The following is a 24,994-nucleotide window of genomic DNA, read 5'->3' as shown; positions in this document are numbered from 1 at the left end:
GGTGACTATACAAAAGAGCGACAAACCACGCTACAAAACCTTACGCGAGAAGACTTTTGGCAGGATATCGCAAAGATCCGTGCCGATCGGAATCGACAATGACTACGATCGATCGGGAGGTAATTCTCCAATAGACCTTTCCAATAAATCTTGTGGGATAGGCGTCTCGCCTGTCAAAGAGTTTCTTTTTTAGAGAGGTCTAATGGGTAGCGCAAGAAACTCTATGCTTTTGCAGAAATTCAGCGACGTTTTTCTGCTGGTACTGGAAAATATTGCCCCAGAGCAATGGAACCTGCAACTTTCCCCAGAATCTTGGCAAATGATTGGCGATCGCGTTAATCGCTGCAATTAGCTGGCGAACGCACCACAGGTTTTTGAGTCTCTGCTAGTTGATGAATCAGTGCGGAAGCTGTTGCCGACCCGTTAGTCAAATCCAACGCTGCTTTCAATTCAGTTGCTCGAGCTTGAAATCCAGGATTGCTTTGAATTGTTTGCACTTTTGCCAACACATCCTGTTCGTCAAACCGCTCGATGTTCAGGCGCAAACCAACTCCTAAATATTCAACTCGACTGGCATTATCCCCCTGTTCTCCAGCAATAGGCATCACAATCGCAGGTTTACCCGCCGCCAGGGTTTCGTTTGTTGTGTTGTTACCGCCGTGTATGATTGCCAAATCAATTTGAGGCAGTAGATCCACTTGAGGCACTCTGGAACATAGCAGAACATTTTCAGGAATCCTCTCGCGAACCAGTTTAGAATAGGCTGTCCCAGCACTGATAATTACTTGATATTCAGGTCGAGCGAGTGCCTTCATTATTTTTCTCAAAACGTGAGGTCTGTCATTAGACATAGTGCCAAAAGACACGTATATTTTGTAGCGTTCGCGTCGCAATTGATCAAATGGGAAATCGCTCGTTGTCCCACTCCTGTTGCTAAAGGAAGGCCCCACAAAAAAAGTGTTATCGGTGAGGTTATCGCGAGGTGCTTCAATCGCTTCAATACTCGTCACCAAATTCAACCATTGGGAATAGGGTTGTCGCCAAAATTCCGGCGGAAAATCGGGCAACCCAAACTGCCGTCGCACCCGGTTGACTTGTCGATCTAATCGATGCAAAACCGCCTTTTCTTTACGCACAAACTCGCCTGCAAAAGTGGCATAGTCTGGTCGAATGGGTAAACCGCTGCCAAAAGGAGGAATGCTTTTACCTCGGAATGGTAAACCAGTTTGATAGATGACTGCACAAGGAATTTGGGTAACTTCTGCTGCTAAATAAGAAGCGAGGAAAGTGTAATCTGTAGCGATCGCATCTGGGTGCGATCGCTCAATATGTCGGATAACTTGTTCCGTAATATACTTGAGTCCCGTAGGCAGGAAACGCATCAGAAACTCCAATTCATTATATCCTGATAACTTGGGTGCCAAACTTGTAGCAAACAAAAAAGTGGCAGCCAGAGGAATCGGCATCGAAATCAGTTCGACGGGGATGCCATTTTTTTCGATAATTTTGGGAATAGCTGCCGCATTCTTGAGCGTGCCAATATTTGAATTTACCTCTTCGCGCCCCGGAATCAGAAATTCCACTTCATGTCCATCCGCTTGCATTTGCAAAGCCATGCTGAATAACGGATTAAAATGACCAAACATAGGTTGACTTAGAAATAGAATCTTACTCATATCGCTCCTTGTACATCACTAAAAAACTACTGATACCAAATCCGAGTAAATCCTTCTCGTATATTTACTCTCATCCCACGTTCTTAGATTACCTCTCTCCTCTTTTCTCTTCTCTCTGCGTTCTCTGTGCCTCTGTGGTTCGTTTAATCAGGTATTTTTCAAGCGCAAAGAGAGTAAAAGTTTGTAGGGGTGAGTTTTACCAATAATCTTTGCTAAAAAAAGATAACTTAAATAAACCCGCCCCCACAGCGATCGCACTCCAGAAAGAAGACATCAGCAACAATTACAATCTCGCAAATCTATCTAAAAAAATCCTTACCGAATTCGGAGAAATGCCATTTCCGGATCTGGCAATCGAGATTTCCGACTTTGGCAACTTACTCCCTTCTCCCCCAGCTTCCCCAGCTTCCCCAGCTTCCTTATCTGCCCTGATTGCCGAAAAGTGCAATCCCCAATGGTCAAAAGCAGCAATCGGGATTGTCCGAAAGTATCAATGCTTTCCCTGAGCGATTTTTCCATACTGAAATTATCAAACCACAAAAACATTGATTTGAAGAGGCTAAACCAATGGCAATTTTCAGCGACACTGAAGGCACCCATGCAGGACACACCACCTTGAAAAAAGGCGCCACAGGCGAAGAGGTCAAACATCTACAACAACTGCTCAATCATTTCTACGGTTCCGTACTCACCGTTGATGGCAACTTTGGTTCCAAAACTGAAGACTTCGTTAAGCGATTCCAAGCAGCTTGCAGCTTAACTGTTAATGGAATCGTTGACTCAGAGACTTGGCTTAACCTAGAACAAATTAAATCTCACACCGGAAAACCCCACCCTACCTTACGCAATGGCGACAAAGGCGATGAGGTCAAATATCTACAAGTGCGGCTCAATGGTCACTATGGCGCCAAAGTCGTTGTTGATGGTAACTTTGGTTCCAAAACCGAAGTCCTGGTGAAGCAATTCCAAGCAGATCGCAAGCTAACAGTTGATGGTATCGTCGGGTCAAAAACTTGGAGTTTCCTAGAGCAACCTAACTATGACGTTTAGGGTTTCATCTTGGATTCTTCAGCGATCTCATATTCCGGGTTTCTATTGAAAATCGTCGGGAAAGGAAACTAGAGATCTACGCAGAAACAAAGGTGATAGGAACGCCCTTGGGTAAGTCATGATGAATTAGACGAAATTAGTTTCTTTATCCATTCAATCAGGTCAAACTAAATGAGAAGTTTTATTGGCTTATTGATCGGCACATTATTTACCCTCGCGATCCTATTTGGTTCGCCCACTATGGCTCAGAATCAGCAATTCGGAGACCAGTCATTTACCGAATACGAAGCCTATTTACATCCTGCACAAGAACTAGGCCCTCCATCCGGGTCAAAAGCAAAAGGCTATGGTCGGCTGCGTTTCCCTAAAAATCTGACAAAAAGTGATATTAATGTCCAACTTGCTGACATCGATCCGGCAAACGTGACTGCGTTTCACATTCATTGTGGCACGCCAGATGTCCTCGGCCCCATCATCGTTAACTTCGGTCAGTTTGGTGACTTTAAGAACACCATTGTCAATGGTCGCTTTTCTGCTTCCGTTACCAACGAAAAGCTAACCTTTGTCAAACAACCACCTCCACCCCCTAATCTCTCTAGCGGATTTAAACTGCCTCTTCCTGAAGGTTGCCCCAGCGATATCATTATTCCGGCTCAGATCAATACGATTGCTGGCATGGAGGCTTTGGCTAGAAAGGGAGTCCTTTATTTCAACCTTCACACCAAAGGACACGAATTCTACGGCGAAATGAGAGGTCAGATATATCCGATTCAAAAGTAGTAATGTAAGTTGCTAATAGCTAATTGCTAATGGCTGGTAGAACCGGAAAATATTTACACGAACAATTAGCAATTAGCGATTAGCAATTCTCTTTTAAATTGAACAAAATCAAGTCAGCCCCAATTGTTTCTTAACATCCGCCATTGAAACTCGTTTTCCATTACTTCTACGTTCTGCTAAAAATGCCATTAATTCCTGATTTTCCGAAGTGACGCTGACTTCCTGCTCAAAATCATCGCTATCTCCAAAAATCCTTGCCAATCTTCAAGCGATAACAATATAAATTGTTGTCCGTCTGCCGTTTGTAAAATCAAGCCTTCCTCTTTAACCGTCGTGAGTAGGTCAAAAAGGAATTTTTGTTCTGGTGTAACTTTCAATACTCTCATAAATCCCTTTGTTTACCACGTACAAATAACTGATTACCTATTTTAAAGCCGACAACCTCAATGCTGACAATCTGGACATTATTCTCAACATTGTAAAACACCCGATATTTACCAGTTCGCAATTCCCACTCAGCAACATCATTAGGACGCATCCGAAAACGGTTACGAGTTTCTACAGTTGGTTCATACTTGAGTTGAGTATCAATCTCCGAGATGATTGTCTGTTGCTCAAACTTTCTGAACGATTTCAGGTATTCAATTGAATTGCTGCTTCTAGTGTAAATTCAATGTCATACATTCTGGTGTTAGTTTTTTGACGAGCGGGAAACTTTTTTGCCTACTTCAATACCAATTAATTTCTGTGTTTTTGATAGGAACGATCCAGACATGCCCAACGCTTCGAGCGTAGCAGCACTTGCGAAGGAAGCGATCGCCCCAAAAAATACAACCCTCAAACTCAAAAAATCTAATTGTTAATGGGTAATGGGTAATTGGTAATTGCAGATTTGATATTGCAGATTAAATCTCAAATCTCAAATCTCAAATCTCAAATCTCAAATCTCAAATCTCAAATCTCAAATTCCCCATTACCTGTCAACTGTCAACTGTCAACCCGACTAGCGAGTCGATGATTCGGTAGTTCCTAGTTTGCGGTAGCGAGTCAGAATAGTCATAAATCGACCCGGCAAATTAGGTACTGGCATCAAGGGACTCCACTCGTCAACATGGGCAAATCCCATAACGTAAAACTTGCGGATTTCTGCCATCACTCCCTCGCGGGAACTGACAATCGTCAAATCCACTTTTTCCCATTCTGGTTCTCCTGCATCAGAATTAGGACGCACAGATCCGGTAGAGTCGGACAAAAACTCTTCAGTGTACAGATTTCCATCAAGTTTCAACGCTGCGCGCCATCAAATTTTGCTCAATTGTACGCAGCGAGAGCCTTGGAGCCATTATCGTCGATCGCGTCGGGCGCGATCGCATAATAAAACTTCCGCTCGTGCCCCGAACAGCGGTAGCCGTCGGGGTCAAGTTTCGCGTACGCATCCGCAAACGCTTCTCCCAATTTCTTCTTCAGGTTGCTAAGCCAAGCAGGTGACTTTTTCAGTCTGGCTGCAAGGTCTTTCGCCTTAAGCCAGACTGGTACGCCATTAGAGTCGGTAGGGGTTTCGACTTCCGCAGACGGCGCACCACCATTGCAAAACTCTGCAACCAATTGCTTGAACAACATTTTCACCAGCTTCGCAGCGCAGCGCGATCGCGCCAACCGAATGAGAGCGAACTTAAGTTGTTCGCGGATAGACCCAGACCGCGCGGCTTGAGTTTTTTTGTCTAAGCCAGTCGCGATCGTTTGAGCCATTGGGTTCCCCGATTCGTAAAGCGCTTTTTTCACCGCTGCTAGAGTTTCTGCACCCGTAGTTTTATCCGCAAAGATGGTCAGCAACCCGTGCATTAACTCATCCCGATGTTTTTTATCAGCATTTAAGAATTTCCTGAGTTCTTTACCGAATTTATTTCGCAGGCTGCTGGTAGTGTTGGTTTCAATTTGATTATGCACCAGTCTCCAGAGCGCTATACGACAAGTACCCGAACCGCTAATAAACTCCCCTTTTTTCTGCCCAGAGCTACGCTGATTAGGAGCCATTCCCATTGCCGAATGGAACTTGCGGCAAGAAATGTGAGCTTTAGTTGGACGACCCGATTTAGTTCCCCGGCGCTTAATTTTAATGATCGGTTGACCATCGATTCCAAGAAATCGTTCAAAGGGGAAGATTTGGGTTAAGAGAATAGCTTGAGTGTCGGTTCCCGCACCAAACTGCTTAAAAATCCTAATGTAACGAGCAAACCTTGGGTCTTGCAGTATCGGTCTCATTTTACAATCAATTTGGTATCGCCTAAGCTGCCAATCAACAATCGACTTGGCGTAAGCAATCAGTTGCTTAGAGAAACCTTTTTCTCTGGCAGTACCGATTGAATTAGCTAGTTTCTTTGCGTACCTTGAAGCTGTTCTAAGGGGGACAATATTGCCCGCAACCCAACTCCAGAAAGGACTTGCGTCGCCGTTTTTAGTAACTTTGGACTTTATATCATCCAGAAGAGATGCCTCTTCGTGAAGTTTTTGGCGCGCTCTATTGATTAGTTGGTTGAGTACCTTATTACAACTTTCAGATTCCAGATAAAGGTTTGATAGCTCTTGGATAACTGGATCTTTGATACGAATTAACTGTACCGATTCCGGGTCTTGCAGCCATTTTTGAGCTAGAATTAAGAGAACGACGGCATCGTGTTCGTCGTCTTTGTCGTTCCAGTTGCAGAGCGCGAGGCGAGAGGAATTTACCAAGTTGTGGGGGACTAAATGTACCTCAACTCCTAATTCCCTTAAACTCGTTGCCCATACCCTAGAGTAAGAACCCGTAGGCTCCATGAAGACTATTAATCTTCCTTCCTGTGGTTTATGATCGACTATTTTTTGAATGCTTTTGGCATCGGGGGATAGATAGAGAAATTCTGCCTCGTAATCAAAGAAATCCTTCGGCTTAGATATTGGGCTTGAAGCATTCCATGCTACGAACACGGAATAGTTTTTACCCACGTCTAACCCAGCAATAATTGTTGTCATGTTACCCACAATCAAAGCCTGCGAATCCCCAAAGGCGCAATGGCCTAATTCAGTGTGAAGGGGATTGTGAGATGTTAAAATTAAAGAGCTTATGAAGAGTTAAAAGCCAAAGCTTACTTCTGCCAGAAAGCCCTTTGTTGCGGATTGTTGCTCCAATCCGCGACTCCCCTTGGGGGGAGTTTCGCTAGTGGATCGGTCTAGCTCATCAGGCGGTTTCTAAACGCTGCCTTATTAAGCTAGCCGCTTTTTCGTACTCGGCAACGAGGATAGCTGCTTTTTTGCCGTTAAATGTGGTTTCCTCTCCGTTTTCCCAAATTATATCTACCTCTAAACCGCTATCGGTTGACAAGATAGTGAAAGTCATAATCGCAGCTAAGTTGATCCATTGATTGTCTATTTTGACTGGAAACATGCTAGGAACCTTTATAATGGATAGGTCTGGACTAACCTTTGATGAGCGATCGCTTTTCTTGCAAGTTGGGCGATCGCTTGCCTCCAAAATCTTCACCGCAAGATTATAGTGCGGAGCGAAATTGGGCGGCTTAACAATTTGAAACTTGCTGGTAAAAGGATTGTAAGTTAACAGAAACCTCTTGTAACCGAAGGTTCCCCTGGGTCTAAGCACCCAATAGTTTTCCCTTGCTTTTTGCACAAGCCAATTTGCTCGACCAAAGCAGGCGATGATGTTGTCTATTTGGTTCACGGGGTTCACGGTAGCTCCTTATTCGTCGATTATGAGTAGAAACGGTTTGTCTAATTGATCGCAAAAAATTATCGCTTCATCAAGCTGTTGAATTATTTTATTTTTTTTCTCTTCCGAGATTGAGCGAACTTCCTGCGAGGCTAATTCTCCTAAAGCTTTAGCCCAATCTTCTAAGGAGGTTTTCCCCTTTAATAAAGTAGATAACTGCAAGTAAGATGGAGGGTCGCTCATGATAAGCAGAGCCATTTTTGAGATAGTAAAGTTGACGAGCAACTGATGTTGCGCGGCAAGAGATAAATCTTGGAATTTCACTTGTTGTTGTCTCCTATTAGAAAGATAAGAAAAGGTAAGAAAGGCTCGCGGAACGCCATCGGTGCGAGCCTGTTTAAGAGAGTCTTTGTCTGTTCGGTGAACTTGTGCTGGCTAGGCTTTAGAAGCCGGTCACCACCTCCTTAAAGAATGCTTGTCTAGTTTTTTAGTTTTGGGTTTTCTGTTTCTCCAGTCGTTGCTGGTAGAAATGTCATCAATCGACCTGATGAGAAAATTCCTCTCCAAGCGCGTGAAAAATCTATCTTGGGGAAATTCAGCAGATAATTGGGTAGCACGCTCTATTGCTTGGCAGCAACGATCAAACATCGCTACAACTTCAGGCGAACTCGCGTACTGGTAACGTACTACAAGCCACATGGTTATTCCTTTAATGGTGAAGAAAGGGGTATGCGGGAGCTTGCGATACCCCAAAAAATCGAGAGATTGTGACCGAATTAAACGTTTAACGGCTACTGCCGCTGCACAGCACCTCCTTAAAGTGGGCAATGGGTAATCCACGCTTTCAAATCAAGTGTTATCGGTTATTCGGTTGTGGGCGTTCCCATGCTCTGCCTGGGAACAAGCTGTTTCCGCGGCTAGGGCGGAAATTGTGTTTCCGGGTACGGCTCCCTTTGGTTATCTGCCTTTGCCTCTCGCTGGTGGGCAGCCCACCGGGTTGGGTGGGGGAGTTTTATTCAAACATTCGATCGTTAATATAATAAATTGTATGAGTAATATTCCGGACTATTGTATGAATAAAATAGGAGGAAGTATTTTGACGGAACCCAATGGAGAAGAAACCTACGAACCGCAGGCACTCACCGAAAACCAGAACGGCGAAGCACGGGCAGACGAAAATCAGGTACGGCTTCATGCTGACCGAAGCCAGCAGCGCCAAACTCGACGAACTGGCGGAGAAGATGGGAGTCAGTCGTTCCGAAGTGTTGGAATTGATGATCCGTCGCCTGACTCCCAGCACGGAAAAATCGCTGTTAGGCAAGTTCTTGGGAAAATCCTTAGCCGGGTCGATGAGCTAGAAGCTAAACACCTGGCGTATGTAGAAAGTCATGAAAAGCGACTGGAGCAACGATTATTTGAGAGTAAAGTTAGCAAAGAGGAGGCATTACAGCTTATAGCAGAAATCAGAGAGATGACTGCTTTACTGGATCGACAACTGGATGAGGAAGGTGAACCATAACAAGCGATCGCGCGCCATGCGATCGCTTGTTTTGTTTTGCAGCCGCGGCGAGCGATCGCATTACCCATTACCCATTACCCATTACCCATTACCCATTACCCATTACCAATTACCGATTACCAATGACCACGGAACCAAAAAGCATTGGCATTCGCGTCGAGGGAACCGCCGAACAGCTGCAAGAAGCATACCGGCGACTCCGTCACGTCATCGAAGTATCGACGCCGAAAGAGTACAACAGCCAAAAGAACCCAAACGTTAAGCTGAACTACTACAGAGGGTACTTTTACGAAAAGGACACTCTTTTAGACCAACTAGAAGCAGCGATGTCGGATTTAAGGAGACTAGAAGAGCAGCTGCGACACCTAGAGCAAGAGAACGCAGAACTCAAGCGACAGTTGGGTCTAGTCCCTCAACCTAGACCTTACGATGTTGTTTTAGGAACACCGCATCAATCATTTAAAAACCGTGGGCAGGAAGAAACAGCAGCAGCAGCAGGAGGAAACTTTATTTAACCTCGCTCCCTATACCTACCAACCAGGGTACTGGGAAGCCGAGGATGAAAATACCCTCAGCGCTGAATATAATGAAACGGCGATCGCAGACATGAAGCGCGAGCAAAAAAGTACACCCGTTGCCACTAATTCCGTGCAACGGGTGTACTTTTCGGAGGAAGAAGCCCCAAATGACGAAAGTACACCCGTTGCACGAGAAATCGTGCAACGGGTGTACTTTTGGGTGGAAACCTATATCATGCGCAGGAGATACCTTCATTATCGGTTCTGCCACTTGCGAAGCGTTGATGGTATAAAGCATGCGGTAAAGGTTCATATTCCCGGTCGGGGTCAGTCAATTCGCGAAGGGCGCGCGCAGGTGGTTAAAGATGCGATCGCGTCTGGTAAATCCCTTGGCGAAATCGAACAACTCATTCGAGGCTGGCGAGCTTAGCTTGCAGCTGATCAGCCATTGTTGAGGCGTTGATTGACACTCTGCAACCAGCAAGTGAAACAGGCGACCGCCAAGGGTATTTTGAGAATAAGCGCATCAATGGCTATGGACTGTATCGTTATCTCAGATATCGATATTATCTGGGAAAGCATCGTTCAATTTATCTAGGTAAGTCACTTGGGGATTAAAGGGCGTCAATCCCAGCGAGGCAAGGGTGAAAAGGATAAATTGCCGCGGGATAAGCGTCTCGCGGTCAATATCACCCAGCAAGATTACTTATTAATTACCCGTACCGCTCAAAAATTAAAAGTATCGAAAGCCGAAATAATCATCACTCTTATTAGAAAACATCTAAGTAAATTTGCAGAAAATCAGGCGAAACGAGAAACGGAATCCTGATGATAGTAAAGCTTTAGCGACCGAGGCCCAGTACCGTACTTAAATTAAAGATTGCGTAAAAATACACTTTTACCTACTGACGCCCGCAATCAAATGGGTAAAAGTGTAGTATCAGCGTTTTCAAAATAACATGAAAGAAATAACTCAATCAGATCCAAACCCAGAAATTGAGTTTTCAGAAGTACTGCCCGTAACCGGAGAAGGCTTAACTTTATTGCTTCCCCTGGCAGCACCAGCGATCGCTTGGGTAGCGCGCGCCACGTGGGAAGCGATTGCAGAGCGGCGAAAGGCGAAAGTTGAGGAGGAAGTTGATGTGAGGGAATATTTGCAGCAACAAAATAATTTGCTGCTGCGCGAGCTTTTGGACGACAGATCCGACGATTCAAAAGCACAGTAAACTACGCGATTCAAATGTACTACTAAAATTATGACTCAGATGCGATTGCCCAACGGCGACATCGTGCGCGCCGACCAAAGAATTATCGAAACAATTCCCCTGACCTGGGGAGAAATGACCAAGGATTGTACTCGCGTTCCCCTAACAAACCAGATTGTTCAAAACATCTACATTATCGCCAAAGAGTTTGGCGAGATTAGAGAAAAGGCAGGCAGCCCACTGATTGTTACTTCCGGCTATCGTCCAAGATCTGTAAACCGCGCCGTTGGTGGTGCATCTCACTCGCAGCACATTCAAGGGTTGGCGATTGATTTCAAACCCGCCCCAGGGGGAATCAGTTTAAACCAGTTGTGGGAAATTGTTCGAGCTACAGCGAAAACTGGTGGGGTCGGCGACGGACGGAAGCGCGGGTTTATTCATCGCGATCGCCGACCGAATCAATCGGTGATTTATTTCGGGTATTAAGTTTATCCCGCAGTTGCACGAGCAAGTTGCGGGATTCTTTGAGCGAATCCCGCATGTCTTTGTCGGGGAAAGGATGGGCTAACTCAACGTAAGCAATATCTCGCTCAAGCTCAGCGATCGCGTCCTCAATTTCGGCGATCGCCGGATTTAAATTTGCCAATATTTGACGAGCCTTGTATTTTACCATAGCTTACAAGCAGGCGATCGCTTGCCTCATTCTCTCTGGCGAAACGTCAATATAACCACTCAGCGACTGCAAGCTACGGTGTCCGGTAATTGCTTGAATCACCTTGATGCCAGTACCTTTCTCATCAAGCCGGGTAATGAAAGTCCTACGAGTGCTGTGAGTACTGATACCCTTTGATTCGTACCCGCAGTACTCCAAAGCTTTCCGCAAAAACGAATCTGCCGCTTTGAAGCAGATGTGTTTTGTTGAGTCGCGCTTGCTAGGAAATAGCCATTCGCTGTTTGGCGGGTCATAAGCTTTGAGCCGTTCATACAACGTCGGATGAATCGGCACTTGTCTGGTTTGCCGATATCCGTTGGTGTCCGCCTTGCGAGTTCGAGCGCGGAAAGTAACGTATTGGCGCGGACAGCCATCTGCGTACAAATCATCAACCCGCAGTGCCACAATTGCACCCCATCTTTCCCCAGTGTAGTAGGCAACATCCCAAAATAGCTGATGCCAGCCTTGAAGTTCTTTACGGATTCTTAAATACTCAAGATGAGAAATAATTTCCGCTTGACCGTGCCGTGAAATTTTAGCCATAAGTCACTAGAAGTTTTATTTAACTAGACCCGAAAAGTTCTATGTATTTCATAACTCTTGTGTCTATTAAATCCTAAAATTATTTAATCATCAAGGTTTCAAAAATCTTCTCCAAATGTAAGTTTTATGAAAAAGTGGAAGTGACACCAACTTAACTTATTGATTAAATAAAATAATAATCAATTGCTTTTTAACTGTTGTGGCAGAAGAACCAATTATTGTCAATCGCGCCATCTATTTAAATGCCAAGCGGGACAAACTTTACAGAAATCTACAGTCCTGGCGCTGGTATGAATGGTTATGTCGCAGATTTCATTGCATCAATTGACATTACCTCAATTGCTGCTCTGCCATCACCACCTCCAGCGCAAGAGCTAGAAACTGAAGCTCAGCGCGATGACCGCTATCAAGAATTGATTCGCACAGCATCAGCGAAGTATCTTGGGATTTATCAATCGCTCCCAGAGAGCAACAATCGCATCCTGCGTACTCGCTTAGCAATGTGGAATTCTCGCCCAGCTTATGAAGAAGACATTATTTCTCGCCTCACCGGGTTGGAAAATTTGGTGGTAGCTCCAGGAGTAAAAATTTGGGTGAAGGTAGAAGACATTGCTGGCTCTGGTTCTCTCGTAGGCAGCGACCGAGTAGATATTTGGTTGGTTGCTGCTGAGAGCGCGCCGAGTACCAGCGAAGCCTACCGAATTATTCAAAGCACACCTAGCAGTGCCCCAGTAAGCACTACTAGCGCAGTAGCTATCCCCGCTAATCCAGATCGAAAGTTAGTGACGATTGTTAACAGGGGAAGCCAAATTGTTTACCTTAACTACGGCGCGACTGCGATCGCTGGTGCGGGCATCGCTTTAAATCCGGGTGGTTCGAGCCACGTTCTTAACGTCCGGGAAATCAACTACAAAGGCGTAATTTCTGCAATTACCGTTAGCGGTAACTCCACACTGGAAATTATGGAGTCGGTTTAATGTCAGCAGGACTCGTATTTAAAATCGGCACAAAGCTAACATCTAAAGCGGTATCAAGGACAAGGTATACTCTGCGAACCGTAGAATCGCGCCGTGCGATCGCGGATTTTGGTAGGCGATCGAATGCCCCAAAATTACGAGAAGCTTATCGCAGAAGCTACGATGAAGCGCGGGAAAAGTATGCAAGAAAGTATTACGAGCAATATCAACAGGAAAGGGGATTGTTGCCCAAACAACGCAACATCCCTCAGCCGCCTCGCGAGCCAATCTCTATTCCTACCGGGCCGCGTCGCCGCATCTCAGATCCGAGATTAGCGAGACGGAACAGCGCGGGGGCGAAAACTTCAACTCGCTCGCAGCTGGAAAGACTGCCGAGATATCGAGATTTTCCAGACCCACCCCCACCACAATCAGGATTAAACTGGCAGCGTCCACCCGCGATGCAGAGAGCGCCCCGCTCTCCGCTGCGGCAAGCACTTGAAAATTCGCGGAAAACCAATGAAGTATTAAGGAATATTAATCGAAACTTAAATGATATTGCTTTACCAGGTTTAAATCAAATCTCTGATTTCCTTGCAGATCAAACTATCAGATTCATTAAAGAAACCCGACGAAAATGGCGGCAAAGTAGAAGTATTTTAGAGGAATCAAGAGAAAGTCAAGAAACTTCGCCACCCCCAGAATCTAACCTCACTTTACCAATAAATCCAAACTGGAGAGATCCAGACGAAATCACAGTTATATATGGAGGAACAAGCTTTATTAATGATGACGGATGGCAATGGCTACCAGGAGCGCTTTTATCGTTGCCTTCCCATTGGGTTGGTAGTGAAGATTACGCTTTCATAACCATACAAGGCGGAACCAGCAGAACAATTAACGCTAGTTCGTTGTTTGATGGTAATTTTGAAGACCCTTCTATTTATTATTCATATACAAGTTTTACTTTTTTGGTTGGTGATTTGCGGACTGTTAATGGCAGAGTCGATCGATTAGCTGTAGTTACCAACTCAGTTGGCGACCCTTATAGCCCAATTGATGTGATTACTCCCTCTGGGAGATGGGAACCTGGATCTGAATCCTCGCCACCACCAGAACAAGAATTTGAAATTGTTCCCAGAATTAACCGCCGACTCAGAAGAATTATTGAAGAAAGAGAGGAGAGAGAAACAGTGTCTTGCGATTTAAGTCCTTTAATGGTTGCCATGCGCCAAATTTTGGCGGCGAATAACTCTTTAAATGCACAAGTGACTCAAGCTAATTTAGCAATTAATGCTAATATCAACGAACTAAAGCCACCAATCAATACGATTAATTCTCCCACTCAAACAACTGCAACTAAAGTTAACGACATAAGTAACAGCGTCAACGTTCTGCGAACAAAAGTAGACGACATTCTTCAAGGAATACAACGGAACTTTAATCGGATTGGCGAAGTATTTGAAGAAATAACCAAACGATTAGATAAGTGGGCAAGATGGTTTCGCTTACCTATGTTGCTGGATGCCTTATCTTTTATCCTATTGCTGCACAATGCTGCGATGTTGAGCAGTAATGTAGTGCAGACTGTAGGAGAAATTATTAACACTGGACTTCAAATAATTGGATTGAAAGACCCTGATGGCGGAGGATTTGACAGTTTTGACGTAGTTGGAAAACAAGTCGATCAATTTATGTCAAGTATTTTAGGTCAGGAAAACTGGACTAAAACGAAAACTACTTGGAAAAAGCTTAACAACATCTATCAAGCTGCGGCGAACGTCATTAATTCAATGCAATCGATTATTGATTCCGCTCGTTCAATTATGGAACTAGGTGCGGAAATGACTGGAAAGATAGGTAACGCATTAAGAAAGGCGGGGGTAGTTTTTGAAAATGCGTTTAATTTGTTTCCGGAGCAAATTAATGCGGCTACTGCGCGCCAGACTAAATTAAACGGAATGATTCAGGGAATACAAGGAATTGATGACGCAGCTAGTAGTTTATCGTCGGCTGTCTCTGAAGTTAAATCTATTCAAGATACCGTAATTGAAATGCGGGAACAACGGCAGAAATTTAATGAAGCTGTTAACGAATTAGTTACGGGTAAAGCAGATGCTAAAACTAAATCTCAAAGTACTACGATTCAACCATCTGATTTAAAACCATGAACGATTTTGAACACCTACAATCTGTCTATCGTCAAATTCACAATCAGCAGGTTAACGAATTTTTTCGCAATGTTGACTTGCCGGAAAACATCGACGATATTCGGAATATTCCAGCTAAGGCTAGTTTAAAAAAAGCTTGTTTGATTAAGGATAACGATAGTGCTTCGATGATGGATATGCGCGTGCAGTTGTTTAATTTAATTAAGGGCGATCGGCATTCAATAATGGCGAATTATGACAGAATTGTTAGCAAGCGCAAACACAAACCACAAATAACGATTTATTTTTACGAGAAAAGAGAAGACGTTGATGAAGGGTACGAACCTATTACAGGAGAAATCAGCTTTAGAGTTATGAATGCCGGTCTTGACGATGATATCAGCGAAAGTCAAGCGCGAACATTTGGGCAAAAAATCAAACTAATCTTTGGTGGAAACGAAGGCTTAGTATGGCGCAAGGGAAAAGATTTACTTTCTTACTGTGACTGGGACAAAGGATATCAATTACAAATCCTTTGTAGAGACAAAAGCGAAGGCAGAAGAATTGTAGAAAAAATATTACAAATTCAAGACCATGTTCCTGAATGGGAAAGAGCTAATTACAAAGCAAATGAAGCGCCCAGTACACGTTATCCGACCTTGCCGCCAACAAAAACAATATTTGGTAGAGCAAAGCGGATGCCAAGAGAAAGACCTATTGCTGATGTTTACTTTCGCTACGCTGCAATACTTATTCGCGGCATGACGCAACCAGTGGTTATTTACGAACAGGGTCGCGATCAGGTAGAAGACTTTATCGCTTCTTAACCAATTTTCTAAAAAAACACTGGGATAGGCTTAGCCCTTCCAGCCAGAAAAACTACTCAAAACTTGGGATAAATTGGAACAAGAACACCAGAAGAGGTTTTTATGGGACGACGAAAAACAGTAGGAGAGTTGCGAGAAGCGCTTGCAGAAGCAGAACGAAGGCAGCAGGCACGTGCAAACCGACGAGTAGACCGAAACCGACCTTATCGACCAAGAGGAGCAACAACTACTGTCTATTACCGATCGATGCTACGAGAGCAGAACAACGATCGCGCTGTATTCTCTACCAATATTGACGCAAATACCGTGGCAGCGTCAAACGCTATTCTTACCCCAGCTGAAGCAGGACTTTTAGTTGAACTTGTACCAACAAGCGGGATATTAGTCGGTAACCTAAGAGGAAGCGGAACAAAACCAACAAAAGTATCCTGGTATTATGGTAATGCAACGGCTGAAGTTGAGTGGACACCTTGGCAGACGCGATGGATTAGATTTTACGATCAATCTGTAGGCGAACAAAGCCACAGAAGCACGCCTTTTTCTCGAACAACTGGTGATATTACATCGGATAATCTTAAGGCGCAGTTTATTAACTTATTTAGACCAACTGGAAGTAAAAGAACATTGGCTTTAGGTAAAAAAGGTAAAGCAACGCTTACTTTTGAAAATGCACGAATTAAGGCATGAATAAACAAACTAGCGACCTCATTATTAACAACTTTGAAGACTTTTTGTCGATGCCAGTTCAAATTACTCCTTATCAGTGCCAGGAAGAATTTGAATATGAAGTTGATTTAATGGGAATTAGACAAAAAGCCTTGTCAAAATTAATTCAAGGTCAAATATCCCTATCAGAGTTTGAAGAAATAATTTCTGAATGCGGCATTGACCCAATTGAAGCTGAAGAAAACTGGATTCAGGGGTTGAGTTTGTTTTAATGAATTCTTTCCTCAACGATATAGATTTAACAAATAGTGATTTATGGGAGGTTGAGTATTTTGAAATAGTTCTAGCAGAATTAGATTTAGATTATAGACAACTAGCTATTGCTGATTTTGAAATTCCTGTATTTCGCCGCAGTCGTATTATGGCGGCACGATTTCATAATCCAGTAGCTAGACCTTGGTGGAAATTAGGCTGTTACTTAAAACAATCGGTTGCTGCTCCAGTATCAATTGAAGTAAATAGGTGGAAAATACCGTTATATCACCATACAATAAATAAAGAGCAGTTGATGTTTTTCCCCGATTCATGTCCCAGAGTATGGAGGCTAACAGCTTCAATCCCGCACTGGCATCAGGAAGCACATATTACTGTATGGCGGTATATAGGCGACTTACCTCCTTCTTTTTTATCAACGATTAGTGTTGTTGAAAACAAGGTAGATCAAATATTACAAAGGCTTTCAAATGGAAATCCCTGATAAGTTTAAACCAATTATTGAAGAAATTTTACAACAGTTAAAAGAGTTTGAAGAAGCTTATGGAACAATTCCAAGAGTTAGGCTGGTTACTCAAGATAACTACGAGTCTTTAGTTAAATCGCTTCAAAACCAGCAGACAAAAGGTTAGTTTTATGGCACTGTTTAATATCGGTTTTCAAGCAACTTCCTCAGCTATTACCAATGTTGGGACTTGCACTCACTCGACTGCTTCGGTTACTAATACCGTTGTTAATGTTTTAGCAGCTAATGCCAACCGCAAGCGAGTAATGCTTTTCAATCCTCCAACGGCGACGAATACTGTAGTCCTTGGTTTCAATAGCGCGGTAACCGCGACTACGGGAATACCTTTAGCACCAGGTCAAGGATGGGTAGAAGAAGGGCCGATAATTCACCTCGGCGCGTTTCACGCGCTCACCGCTTCCGGTACTGGTTCGTTGCTGTGTTTTGATTGGAGCTAGTAAAGATGCCAATTATCAGTTTTGGTTTAACTCATCAACCACCTGCAATTGGTGCGTTTGAAATCCAATCAAAGTCCTACAGTTATAACAGCAATTTTGGTTACGACGCCAAACGAGATCCGATTGAGTTTCCCTTGCTGGCTGCGATTTTTAGAATTAGTTCTAACGTTCCGGTTAGAATTAGACTTTACCAAAGTTTAAGCGTGCAGCAAGTCGATCTAACTCGTCCTCCTAATATTGCTCCAATCAGAGGAGTTGAATTTGACGGAATATTAGGAGGACAAACTAACTCCAAACAATTGGAATTATCGCCTTTGTGTTTAATTAAAGGATTGTTGGTTCCAATAACTATAGAAAAGTTATTACCCACTGCCGGTATAATTAATTTATCGTTTGAACTGGTAGGTTAGATGCCTGTAGCGTTTACTAGCGAGATTGTTAACGATACTTGGGATGCCGCCAAGTATCGGGCAGCTTTAAATTCTAAATTAATATCAATCGGATTTAGACAAGAAACAGCATCTGGAAACGAAGCGGTATTTTCTATTAATGCGCCTTCAAGTGAAGCTCCAAAAGATAGGAGTTATTTAAAATACTTAGTAGAACAACCCAGTGCAACTAATATTAAAATTCAACTGTGGCAGGGGGACGGGAACAACGGATTAACCTTGACTCCTAATACAATTGGTATTTCCTCGGATGCAATTTTTAATACCGCAGTAAATATTAATTACAGCCATAATGAAAATTTTCAAATTCGATGGGTAACATTTAAATCCGATGAAATCGCACTTGTGTGCGCTTGCCGTAGCGATAATAATACTGCTTTAATGAGCCTCGGTTTTATTTTTCCTGCTATAAAGCCTACTTGGTGGGGAAGTACTTCGCTTTATGCTTTCGCGCCTAACGGGGGAGATATTGGTAGATTTAGGGTGTTACCTGGAAATCCCATGAATCCATCTCAGCATGATGTGCTGTTTAATGCGGAAAGCTTTCCTGTAAATGCTAATCCAGGTGGAACAAGAGATACTTTGAAACGCTTAATTCTTTCTTCCTCGACAGGTAATGCTATTTGTGGACAAACCAGTAGTGATTTAGGAATTATTGCAGCAGGAGGACTGCCGCATTTGCACCAACATTCCATCGACGGACAGACCTGGATTACGGTTAGGGGAGGAAATTGGTCGTTTGCGGTGAGAATTGCGTGATGGAGATAATCTGGGGCGATCAAGAATATGTCAATCTAAGCGCGATCGCCACATTGCCGCTGCCACCGAATGAGACTCCCGTCAGTCCCTGGGACACTTGGGACTTCCGGGGACTATTCAATCAGCCTGTGGTGAATTCCCAGCAGATGCCACCGAACAATTTACCGCTCGCCTACCCCATACCCTGGCAAGTGTACCCACGATGATTTACTGGGGATTCTGCCATGACATATTCTCCTGTTTTTTGGATGGGAAACCAAAAAATCTAGCCACCCCGCAGGCAGCGCAAAGCAGGGTGGCTACAGAGAAATGTTACAATTCTCCATTAGCCTCCAGACTGCCTTATACAGTTTGGGGGTCAAGCTGTCCTTTGCCGTCTTCAGCGGCATTGGGCAGCGGTACTAGATTTTTAGCTGGACAAGGGTTGCTGTCGTTGAACTGGAGCAACCTTAAACAGAGATCGTAGCGGGATAGGGGACAACCGTCAAGCGTCGGTTACGAATCTTTATGAAGGATGGCTCAGATCTTGCACCTGCCATTTTATCCCGCCCGGAAATCAATGATACTGTTGGCGAATCAAAAAACCTAACCCAAAAGCCCCCTTCCCTGCAAGGGAAGGGGGTGCAAGAGGGAGTTTTAAGCCCCTCCCCGCTTCTCTTAGGGGTTGGGGAGGGGTAGTTGATTGACCAACAGTATCATCAATTTCCGTTGCTCATAGCGAAAGTCCACTCAAGTGGACTGAAAGCCTAAACCACAGAGACACAGAGATCGCAGAGGTAAGAAAAAAATGAAAAATGCGACAATCAAGCCATAAACCTGAGCCAAAGGAGCAGTTGATGAATGTCTCAGAACTAAGAGCTAAAGTTGTTGAAGAAATACAGAACATTCCAGAAGACAAGTTAACCGAACTGCTTAACCTGATTCATGCTTTTCGGCTGCGTTTAGAACCAGCTAGTTTTCCTCGCAACTCTATTATGAAGTTCGCAGGCTGCTGGAACGATCTCCCCGATGATACTTACACCAAATTTCTGGAGCGCGAATAATGTTGTTCTAGTTACCCACAACCAACGTCAACGTCATTTCAACCGGATTGAAGGGCTAGAGTGGGAAGACTGGAGCCAGTCCTGATATGATTTACTGGCTGTAAGCAGCTGTGGTGTTGCTAGAAATTGGGCGAGAGCAAATCGGAAGATATGCATAAACCGAGTAATATAACCCATATCACCCATTAGAATCGGCAATCCACGATCTTTGGTAAACCAACCAGACACACTTGGTCTAAAGGTTGGGATGGCGAGACTAAACCTTGCCCATTACTCCAAAAACTGAACTATGTTAACTCGGTTTTTACCCCTACTGGTGACTCTATCCCTGCTAGCAACTCCTCAAATAGCATTAACGCAGAGCGTCGAGCAACTATATCAGCAAGGGAATGCAGCGCAGAAAGCTGGCAATTTTGCTGAGGCAGAACGTATTTTTCGCAGAGCGATCGAACTCAACCCCAACGATGGAACAGCTTACCGCCATTTGTGCAATGTGCTGGATGATCAAAATAAAATAGACGAGGCGATCGCTGCCTGTCGCCAAGCTGTCCAACTCAACTCGAACGATGCTGTTACCTACTTTCTTCTAGGCTATGTGTTAACTAAACAGAAGAAACTGGATGAAGCGATCGCCGCCTACCGAAAAGCGATCGAACTCAACCCCAACGATGCCAATGCTTACAACAGTTTGGGCGCGGCGTTGGCACAGCAAGGGAAATTAGACGAAGCGATCGCCGCCTTCCAAAAAGTCATCCAACTCAACCCCAACTTTGCCCTTGCTTACAACAATCTGGGCAATGTGCTTAAAGAGCAAGGAAAATTAGATCAAGCAATCGCCGCCTACCAAAAAGCCATCCAACTCAACCCCAACTTTGCCCTTGCTTACAATAATCTGGGCGCTGCGCTGAGTGACCAAGGAAAATTAGACGAAGCGATCGCTGCCTTGCGAAAAGCGCTCGAACTCGATCCCAACGATGCCCTTGCTTACTACAATCTGGGCGTGACGCTGGGAATCCAAAAGCAATTAGATCAAGCGATCGCCGCCTACCGAAAAGCCATTCAACTCGACCCCAACTATGCCCTTGCTTACAACAATATGGGCGCGGCGTTGGCACAGCAAGGGAAATTGGACGAAGCGATCGCTGCCTTACAAACAGCACTCCAAATTAACCATAACTTTGTCCAGGCACAAGACAATCTTAGAGCAGTTCAACTAATGCGATCTACTCAACGCAACTAACCAGTTGTAGAACGATAATAAAGAGAGAGAGGAAATTTCAACATATGGCAACTTACAACACCTTAGAGCAAAGAATCCTTGAAAAAATCCGCCAACTACCCCCTGAAAAGGTGATAGAAGTAGAAGACTTCATCCATTTTCTCAATCAACGCAATGCAGACCTTTCCTTAACCTTAGCAGCCACCAAACTTGCCGAGCCAGCGTTTGAGAAAATCTGGGATAATATAGACGATGCTGTCTATGACAACCTATAGCTTTGGTGATATTGTTTTAGTTCCTTCTTTTAAATTTATTTGCTCTATTCAACATCAAGAAACCGACTAATAAATTCCCCATAAGCTTCTTTCATTGGCAATTCCTCATCTACCTTAATTCGCCGTCTTTTTGTCACAACTGCTTGATTTTCAATCGGATTGTATCCTTCTTTCTCGTAAATTTCCCAGTACAAACCCGTTCCCCGTCGCTGCCATGCGGGTAAATCGTTAAAATTAATTCCATGTTGAAATAACAACTCATTTTTAAATCCCACAGACTTTCCTTCCAGTGTAGAAGTCGCTTTGCCAACAGTTTCACCAGCTTTACGTAATGTCCAATAACACCAACCATTCAAAGCGCAGCGGGTTGCATCTGCTTGACGCCAATTAAAATAATCCACTACCTGGGATTTATTTGCACCGAGCCAAACCCGACTATCAAATTGCACAATTGTTTGCGCGACGTTGGTAAATGTAGCGCTGGCAATGCTAGCAGAAACCGAAACAATTTTTTCCCAACTGCGGTCAAATAAATCCCAATTTTGAGGCAGCAGAATTGAAATTTCATCGCTTTCAGTATAAGCGTAAATTCCTTGCAGTTCTTCTAATAGCGCTTTAGCAGTTTGTACCATTAAGTTATGGAATTGAATATCAAACGGCTTTTCAAATCGAGATTCGGTAAATCGGGAGAAACTGCGACCATCAACGCGAATAACCGTCCACGCGCCTGGTAACACCCGCAGCGAGTGGAAATATTCGAGCGAGCGCATCTGTTTCTCAAAAGTATCGCTATCCATCTTTTACCTCTTCTTTTCTCCACTCGCGTACTTTAAAACTGCCATCACCCGCAATACTAACGTAAAACAATTTATCGAATCCTTCTGCATAATTCGGTTTTACTAACTTATTCATTGTCGCGTAAATCGCTACATCCGGAACTCGTGCCTTACCTTCCCGTTGTTGGTTTCGTTCAAGACAATGCTTCACCTGGGATTTAAAGTAATAACCGATAATTTCAGCATTGTATAACCGCCCTAATTGAATTATCGAAGCGCGGTCTTCAATTGTTGGGTTAGTATTATCTACGACGAGCGATCGCCCCTCTTTCAGTGCGGCTTCAATTAGCTGTGCCTGCCTTCTAGAAGGGTTTTTATTATTGGGGAAACAATCTTTACTAACAAGATCGTGGGTAGAGGCAAAACGAGTGCGAAAGAAAGTACTTTTCCCCGAAGCTTGCAACCCGATAAAAATAACCAAATCCATAAATTTATATATTGCAGGTTGAGCGATTTTATGGCTGCTAATAGCTAATGGCTAATAGCTAATGGTAGCTCCGTATATTATTTCGAGCAATTAGCAATTAGCAATTAGCTATTTAAAGATATTTCGCTCTTAGCTGCCATTCCTCATAACTCTTCGAGCATGGCATTTAAACCATTACCGCTCATCTTTTGCAACATTTGCTCGGCAGAAGAGCGATCGCGAAACACTCCAACTTGCATTACCATCCGATTGAGGGAACGAACGCGAACCGCATCGGGAACAAGCTGGCGCAACAATCGCTCTTGCTCGAGGGTTTCTACCAACACCACCACCCGATACCCCTGACCCACCGCAGCAGTAGAATTAGGCGGTAGCGGTTCCCCCACTGCACGGGGCGAATTAGACGGTATTTCTACACGGGGCAAATTGCCCGGATTGCGCTCAAAACCGGGCTGCCCCTGACCTGGGAGTACCCCAGGCTGTACGCTTAAATTTGGCAGCCTATCCCTCAAAGGCGTTGGTGTTTCGGGTGCGCGATTCGGACGCGGCATTTCAACTGCCGCTCTCTGTGGGGCAGGCAGTGGGGGAAGTTGGCGCGCATTCCTGGTAGGGGGTTGAAATACTCCACTCGGCGCGGTAGGCGGCTCTTGAAGTCTGCGAACATTGCGACGCCTTGCGGCAGCAGCGCGCCGCCCCCCTCTTGGACGCCCGGTTACTCTGTTGCTAGGGGCAGTCGCCCTAGCTGGCGGCGGAACCGGAATTTCAATCGATGTTGGGGAGTTGACCCTTGGAGATGGCTGAATATAATTCTCCCCTGCTCTGGAGCTCACCCGCTCCAGAGCTCCCATATCCAAACGTCCTGCAGTTCTTCCCCTGGCAATTTGATTGCCATAAGCGGATATAGTTTGATTCGCCGCCGTGGTGTTGATATCGTAGCGGCGATTGTTGCGAAAAAGATTGCCACCGAGTTGTCTTGCCGTTCCCACATCGGGACGAGAATCTTGACTAGCAACTAACCCATCGCGGATATTGCCTTCAATCGTATTGTTCCGCAAAACTGGTTGTGCTTTGCCGTAGACCACAATCCCATCTTTATTTTGGGCGATCAGGTTACCAACGACTATGGGGGCGGAATTTTGCCCGATCGCAATCCCAAATCCAGTCCGCTCAAACCCATTTTCCCGCACTTGGGGTCGAGCCGTATTGAAGATACTGATCCCATTCGCCCCATTATCGGCAAAGTAATTATTGCGAATCAACGGCGCACCGTTACCCGTCACCGAAATCCCATCGTGAGTATTGCCGATAAAAGAATTGTCAGCCACCACCATCGAGCTAGATTCAATCCACAAACCATAGCCGCGTCGGTTAGGATTCGTTACCGTCACCCCTGCCAAACCCGCTCCTTGGGCACCTAAAACCGCGATATTTTGCCTCGCGAACGTGCGACTGAGGTAGAAACCGCCCCCCCTAATAACAATATTGCGGCCTTTGGTAGCGGGGTCGCCTTGAATAATTACCCCCGGTTTTAACTCAATTGGAAAAGATTCCCCCGTTTCAGCGCTATAAGTGCCGGGAGCAAGTTCAATCACCGTCCCCGTCGTCGCCATCCGCAGCGCCTGGGTAATCGTTTTGAAAGGCGCTTGCTCACTACCGTTGCCACTCCCATCGTTACCCGTGACTGGATTGACATATAACTGGGTCGCTTGTGGAGTTGCCTGAGTCGCCGGAGGATTCTGGGCAATTAGTGAATTGATATTATACGCTTGTGCGGGCTTATTGTCAAGCAAAAGCGTTAAGGCGGTTGCCAGTCCCAAACAAGCGAGTAGGCTTGTGGGAAAATTGGTTTTGGTGAGGAGGGGTTTTCTCATAGATATGATCGGCGCGCGAAGCGCACTCAATAACCCAAATTTAACCAGTGAAATGAGTATATCCCATGTCAGATTCAGGCGTTATTCATCCCGACTATATGCGGGTTGTGGAACGTAAACCAGGGGGATGGCTGTTCAAAACAGGCAAAATTTTCTACAAACGATTGCCGATTGCTGTTAACTTTCAGGATTTTGAGTTACTGTAGGGCATTTCAAAGCAGCAAGTCGTTATCGAGTTATTTCGAGTTAACGGCGGCAAGGCTGGTTACTATCTGGCAGACTTGCGACACCAGCAATATCACTACTGCGGTGTATCAGTTGAAAATGTCAAAACCACGCTCTTGAAGTTAGGTTTTGGTCCGATTGACCCGATTTAACTTCAACGGGCATTCCTTGCCCAAAATGCGGTCATGCGCTCGCTAGGAATAGACCGAATAAGGGACTAATCTTTGATTGTGAATGTTGTCATTTTGAAGTTCATGCTGATTTGATAGGTGCTAGAAACATAACATTAAGAACGATTCTTTCTCGGCAAGACTGGGAAAGAACGGGTGCTTTGTCAGTGCGCCCTGATGTG

General features: G+C 44.6%; 39 protein-coding genes. 26 read left to right on the top strand and 13 right to left on the bottom strand.

From position 1 onward, the window contains the following. Window positions 1-223 precede the first annotated feature (223 nt). On the top strand, window positions 224-352 hold the full coding sequence (locus ACE1CM_RS32680; protein ID WP_374883049.1) for a hypothetical protein: 129 nt from the start codon (window positions 224-226) through the stop codon (window positions 350-352). On the opposite strand, the gene ACE1CM_RS32675 is transcribed toward ACE1CM_RS32680, so the two are convergent. Next, on the bottom strand, window positions 336-1,676 hold the full coding sequence (locus tag ACE1CM_RS32675; protein ID WP_374883048.1) for a glycosyltransferase: 1,341 nt from the start codon (window positions 1,674-1,676) through the stop codon (window positions 336-338). The genes ACE1CM_RS32680 and ACE1CM_RS32675 overlap by 17 nt on opposite strands. A 209-nt stretch (window positions 1,677-1,885) precedes the next feature. On the opposite strand from ACE1CM_RS32675, the gene ACE1CM_RS32670 reads away from it, so the two are divergent. The 3 genes from ACE1CM_RS32670 to ACE1CM_RS32660 all read left to right on the top strand — a co-directional run bounded on the left by ACE1CM_RS32670 (window position 1,886) and on the right by ACE1CM_RS32660 (window position 3,506). Further along, the gene (locus ACE1CM_RS32670) at window positions 1,886-2,182 is read left to right on the top strand and encodes a hypothetical protein (RefSeq protein ID WP_374883047.1); all 297 of its coding nucleotides are present in this window, start codon (window positions 1,886-1,888) and stop codon (window positions 2,180-2,182) included. Window positions 2,183-2,243: 61 nt separating this feature from the next. Then, the gene (locus ACE1CM_RS32665; protein ID WP_374883046.1) at window positions 2,244-2,726 is read left to right on the top strand and encodes a peptidoglycan-binding protein; all 483 of its coding nucleotides are present in this window, start codon (window positions 2,244-2,246) and stop codon (window positions 2,724-2,726) included. Between the two features lie 171 nt (window positions 2,727-2,897). After that, entirely contained in the window at window positions 2,898-3,506 is a 609-nt protein-coding gene (locus tag ACE1CM_RS32660) for a CHRD domain-containing protein (protein WP_374883044.1), read from the top strand. A 108-nt stretch (window positions 3,507-3,614) separates the two neighbouring features. Here ACE1CM_RS32660 and ACE1CM_RS32655 read toward each other — a convergent pair whose 3' ends face one another. From ACE1CM_RS32655 to ACE1CM_RS32625, 7 genes are all read right to left on the bottom strand, one after another. After that, the gene (locus tag ACE1CM_RS32655) at window positions 3,615-3,767 is read right to left on the bottom strand and encodes a hypothetical protein (RefSeq protein ID WP_374883043.1); all 153 of its coding nucleotides are present in this window, start codon (window positions 3,765-3,767) and stop codon (window positions 3,615-3,617) included. Between the two features lie 121 nt (window positions 3,768-3,888). Beyond that, entirely contained in the window at window positions 3,889-4,044 is a 156-nt protein-coding gene (locus ACE1CM_RS32650) for a type II toxin-antitoxin system RelE/ParE family toxin (protein WP_374883042.1), read from the bottom strand. Between the two features lie 465 nt (window positions 4,045-4,509). After that, the gene (locus ACE1CM_RS32645) at window positions 4,510-4,794 is read right to left on the bottom strand and encodes a hypothetical protein (protein WP_374883041.1); all 285 of its coding nucleotides are present in this window, start codon (window positions 4,792-4,794) and stop codon (window positions 4,510-4,512) included. A 23-nt stretch (window positions 4,795-4,817) separates the two neighbouring features. Beyond that, window positions 4,818-6,515, bottom strand: a complete 1,698-nt coding sequence (locus tag ACE1CM_RS32640) for a transposase (protein WP_374883040.1) — start codon at window positions 6,513-6,515, stop codon at window positions 4,818-4,820. A 205-nt stretch (window positions 6,516-6,720) separates the two neighbouring features. Beyond that, entirely contained in the window at window positions 6,721-7,227 is a 507-nt protein-coding gene (locus ACE1CM_RS32635) for a hypothetical protein (RefSeq protein ID WP_374883039.1), read from the bottom strand. Window positions 7,228-7,236: 9 nt separating this feature from the next. Then, window positions 7,237-7,530, bottom strand: a complete 294-nt coding sequence (locus ACE1CM_RS32630) for a hypothetical protein (RefSeq protein ID WP_374883038.1) — start codon at window positions 7,528-7,530, stop codon at window positions 7,237-7,239. 129 nt (window positions 7,531-7,659) lie between these two features. Further along, the gene (locus tag ACE1CM_RS32625) at window positions 7,660-7,905 is read right to left on the bottom strand and encodes a hypothetical protein (protein WP_374883037.1); all 246 of its coding nucleotides are present in this window, start codon (window positions 7,903-7,905) and stop codon (window positions 7,660-7,662) included. Between the two features lie 410 nt (window positions 7,906-8,315). On the opposite strand from ACE1CM_RS32625, the gene ACE1CM_RS32620 reads away from it, so the two are divergent. The 6 genes from ACE1CM_RS32620 to ACE1CM_RS32595 all read left to right on the top strand — a co-directional run bounded on the left by ACE1CM_RS32620 (window position 8,316) and on the right by ACE1CM_RS32595 (window position 10,934). Continuing rightward, on the top strand, window positions 8,316-8,564 hold the full coding sequence (locus tag ACE1CM_RS32620) for a CopG family transcriptional regulator (RefSeq protein ID WP_374883036.1): 249 nt from the start codon (window positions 8,316-8,318) through the stop codon (window positions 8,562-8,564). Window positions 8,565-8,847: 283 nt separating this feature from the next. Next, complete coding sequence (locus ACE1CM_RS32615; protein ID WP_374883035.1) at window positions 8,848-9,240, top strand: hypothetical protein; 393 nt, start codon at window positions 8,848-8,850, stop codon at window positions 9,238-9,240. Continuing rightward, window positions 9,194-9,673 carry a hypothetical protein gene (locus ACE1CM_RS32610; protein ID WP_374883034.1) on the top strand — a complete coding sequence of 160 codons (480 nt, stop codon included), beginning with the start codon at window positions 9,194-9,196 and terminating at the stop codon, window positions 9,671-9,673. The genes ACE1CM_RS32615 and ACE1CM_RS32610 overlap by 47 nt, the downstream gene beginning before the upstream one ends. A gap of 177 nt (window positions 9,674-9,850) precedes the next feature. After that, window positions 9,851-10,072, top strand: a complete 222-nt coding sequence (locus tag ACE1CM_RS32605) for a hypothetical protein (protein ID WP_374883033.1) — start codon at window positions 9,851-9,853, stop codon at window positions 10,070-10,072. A 130-nt stretch (window positions 10,073-10,202) separates the two neighbouring features. After that, window positions 10,203-10,469 carry a hypothetical protein gene (locus ACE1CM_RS32600; protein WP_374883032.1) on the top strand — a complete coding sequence of 89 codons (267 nt, stop codon included), beginning with the start codon at window positions 10,203-10,205 and terminating at the stop codon, window positions 10,467-10,469. A 30-nt stretch (window positions 10,470-10,499) separates the two neighbouring features. Next, complete coding sequence (locus ACE1CM_RS32595; protein WP_374883031.1) at window positions 10,500-10,934, top strand: D-Ala-D-Ala carboxypeptidase family metallohydrolase; 435 nt, start codon at window positions 10,500-10,502, stop codon at window positions 10,932-10,934. Here the strand turns inward: ACE1CM_RS32595 and ACE1CM_RS32590 are convergent. Both ACE1CM_RS32590 and ACE1CM_RS32585 read right to left on the bottom strand, forming a co-directional pair. After that, window positions 10,882-11,121 (bottom strand): hypothetical protein, encoded by a 240-nt coding sequence (locus ACE1CM_RS32590; RefSeq protein WP_374883030.1) that lies wholly within the window; start codon window positions 11,119-11,121, stop codon window positions 10,882-10,884. The two genes, ACE1CM_RS32595 and ACE1CM_RS32590, sit on opposite strands and share 53 nt — an antisense overlap. A 3-nt stretch (window positions 11,122-11,124) precedes the next feature. Then, window positions 11,125-11,703 (bottom strand): tyrosine-type recombinase/integrase, encoded by a 579-nt coding sequence (locus tag ACE1CM_RS32585; protein WP_374883029.1) that lies wholly within the window; start codon window positions 11,701-11,703, stop codon window positions 11,125-11,127. A gap of 242 nt (window positions 11,704-11,945) precedes the next feature. Here ACE1CM_RS32585 and ACE1CM_RS32580 point away from each other — a divergent pair, with 242 nt between their 5' ends. The 14 genes from ACE1CM_RS32580 (at window position 11,946) to ACE1CM_RS32515 (ending at window position 21,283) form a co-directional block, all read left to right on the top strand. Next, on the top strand, window positions 11,946-12,680 hold the full coding sequence (locus tag ACE1CM_RS32580) for a hypothetical protein (RefSeq protein ID WP_374883028.1): 735 nt from the start codon (window positions 11,946-11,948) through the stop codon (window positions 12,678-12,680). Further along, window positions 12,680-14,830 (top strand): hypothetical protein, encoded by a 2,151-nt coding sequence (locus ACE1CM_RS32575; RefSeq protein WP_374883027.1) that lies wholly within the window; start codon window positions 12,680-12,682, stop codon window positions 14,828-14,830. Before ACE1CM_RS32580 ends, ACE1CM_RS32575 begins: the two co-directional genes overlap by 1 nt. Next, entirely contained in the window at window positions 14,827-15,636 is an 810-nt protein-coding gene (locus ACE1CM_RS32570; protein WP_374883026.1) for a hypothetical protein, read from the top strand. Before ACE1CM_RS32575 ends, ACE1CM_RS32570 begins: the two co-directional genes overlap by 4 nt. Before the next feature lie 102 nt (window positions 15,637-15,738). After that, window positions 15,739-16,323 carry a hypothetical protein gene (locus tag ACE1CM_RS32565; RefSeq protein WP_374883025.1) on the top strand — a complete coding sequence of 195 codons (585 nt, stop codon included), beginning with the start codon at window positions 15,739-15,741 and terminating at the stop codon, window positions 16,321-16,323. Further along, entirely contained in the window at window positions 16,320-16,574 is a 255-nt protein-coding gene (locus ACE1CM_RS32560; protein ID WP_374883024.1) for a hypothetical protein, read from the top strand. Before ACE1CM_RS32565 ends, ACE1CM_RS32560 begins: the two co-directional genes overlap by 4 nt. After that, window positions 16,574-17,059: a hypothetical protein gene (locus ACE1CM_RS32555; protein ID WP_374883023.1), complete on the top strand. Its 486-nt coding sequence runs from the start codon at window positions 16,574-16,576 to the stop codon at window positions 17,057-17,059. Before ACE1CM_RS32560 ends, ACE1CM_RS32555 begins: the two co-directional genes overlap by 1 nt. Next, a complete protein-coding gene (locus ACE1CM_RS32550; RefSeq protein ID WP_374883022.1) occupies window positions 17,046-17,207 on the top strand; it encodes a hypothetical protein in 162 nt (53 codons plus the stop codon). The genes ACE1CM_RS32555 and ACE1CM_RS32550 overlap by 14 nt, the downstream gene beginning before the upstream one ends. 4 nt (window positions 17,208-17,211) lie before the next feature. Beyond that, window positions 17,212-17,538, top strand: coding sequence for a hypothetical protein (locus tag ACE1CM_RS32545; protein WP_374883021.1), 327 nt, complete (start codon window positions 17,212-17,214; stop codon window positions 17,536-17,538). A 5-nt stretch (window positions 17,539-17,543) separates the two neighbouring features. Then, window positions 17,544-17,948 (top strand): hypothetical protein, encoded by a 405-nt coding sequence (locus ACE1CM_RS32540; protein WP_374883020.1) that lies wholly within the window; start codon window positions 17,544-17,546, stop codon window positions 17,946-17,948. Continuing rightward, entirely contained in the window at window positions 17,949-18,746 is a 798-nt protein-coding gene (locus tag ACE1CM_RS32535; protein WP_374883019.1) for a hypothetical protein, read from the top strand. Next, on the top strand, window positions 18,746-18,952 hold the full coding sequence (locus tag ACE1CM_RS32530) for a hypothetical protein (RefSeq protein WP_374883018.1): 207 nt from the start codon (window positions 18,746-18,748) through the stop codon (window positions 18,950-18,952). The genes ACE1CM_RS32535 and ACE1CM_RS32530 overlap by 1 nt, the downstream gene beginning before the upstream one ends. Window positions 18,953-19,582: 630 nt before the next feature. Next, on the top strand, window positions 19,583-19,789 hold the full coding sequence (locus tag ACE1CM_RS32525) for a hypothetical protein (protein WP_374883017.1): 207 nt from the start codon (window positions 19,583-19,585) through the stop codon (window positions 19,787-19,789). A gap of 289 nt (window positions 19,790-20,078) precedes the next feature. Further along, window positions 20,079-21,029 carry a tetratricopeptide repeat protein gene (locus tag ACE1CM_RS32520; RefSeq protein WP_374883016.1) on the top strand — a complete coding sequence of 317 codons (951 nt, stop codon included), beginning with the start codon at window positions 20,079-20,081 and terminating at the stop codon, window positions 21,027-21,029. Window positions 21,030-21,073: 44 nt separating this feature from the next. Beyond that, window positions 21,074-21,283: a DUF2281 domain-containing protein gene (locus ACE1CM_RS32515; RefSeq protein ID WP_374883015.1), complete on the top strand. Its 210-nt coding sequence runs from the start codon at window positions 21,074-21,076 to the stop codon at window positions 21,281-21,283. A gap of 44 nt (window positions 21,284-21,327) precedes the next feature. Here the strand turns inward: ACE1CM_RS32515 and ACE1CM_RS32510 are convergent, their stop codons facing one another. The 3 genes from ACE1CM_RS32510 to ACE1CM_RS32500 all read right to left on the bottom strand — a co-directional run bounded on the left by ACE1CM_RS32510 (window position 21,328) and on the right by ACE1CM_RS32500 (window position 24,417). Next, window positions 21,328-22,080, bottom strand: coding sequence for a tRNA(His) guanylyltransferase Thg1 family protein (locus ACE1CM_RS32510; RefSeq protein WP_374883014.1), 753 nt, complete (start codon window positions 22,078-22,080; stop codon window positions 21,328-21,330). After that, window positions 22,073-22,546: an AAA family ATPase gene (locus ACE1CM_RS32505; RefSeq protein WP_374883013.1), complete on the bottom strand. Its 474-nt coding sequence runs from the start codon at window positions 22,544-22,546 to the stop codon at window positions 22,073-22,075. Before ACE1CM_RS32505 ends, ACE1CM_RS32510 begins: the two co-directional genes overlap by 8 nt. A gap of 143 nt (window positions 22,547-22,689) precedes the next feature. After that, window positions 22,690-24,417 carry a DUF1565 domain-containing protein gene (locus ACE1CM_RS32500; RefSeq protein WP_374883012.1) on the bottom strand — a complete coding sequence of 576 codons (1,728 nt, stop codon included), beginning with the start codon at window positions 24,415-24,417 and terminating at the stop codon, window positions 22,690-22,692. 65 nt (window positions 24,418-24,482) lie between these two features. Here ACE1CM_RS32500 and ACE1CM_RS32495 point away from each other — a divergent pair, with 65 nt between their 5' ends. Both ACE1CM_RS32495 and ACE1CM_RS32490 read left to right on the top strand, forming a co-directional pair. Beyond that, a complete protein-coding gene (locus tag ACE1CM_RS32495) occupies window positions 24,483-24,623 on the top strand; it encodes a hypothetical protein (RefSeq protein ID WP_374883011.1) in 141 nt (46 codons plus the stop codon). Between the two features lie 182 nt (window positions 24,624-24,805). Further along, window positions 24,806-24,994, top strand: a 189-nt coding sequence (locus ACE1CM_RS32490; protein ID WP_374883061.1) for a zinc ribbon domain-containing protein, incomplete at its 3' end; no start/stop codon positions are given.

This window comes from Microseira sp. BLCC-F43, assembly GCF_041929235.1.
In the GTDB taxonomy this organism is placed as follows: domain Bacteria; phylum Cyanobacteriota; class Cyanobacteriia; order Cyanobacteriales; family Aerosakkonemataceae; genus Microseira.
This window is presented reverse-complemented; position numbering and strand designations above follow the sequence as displayed.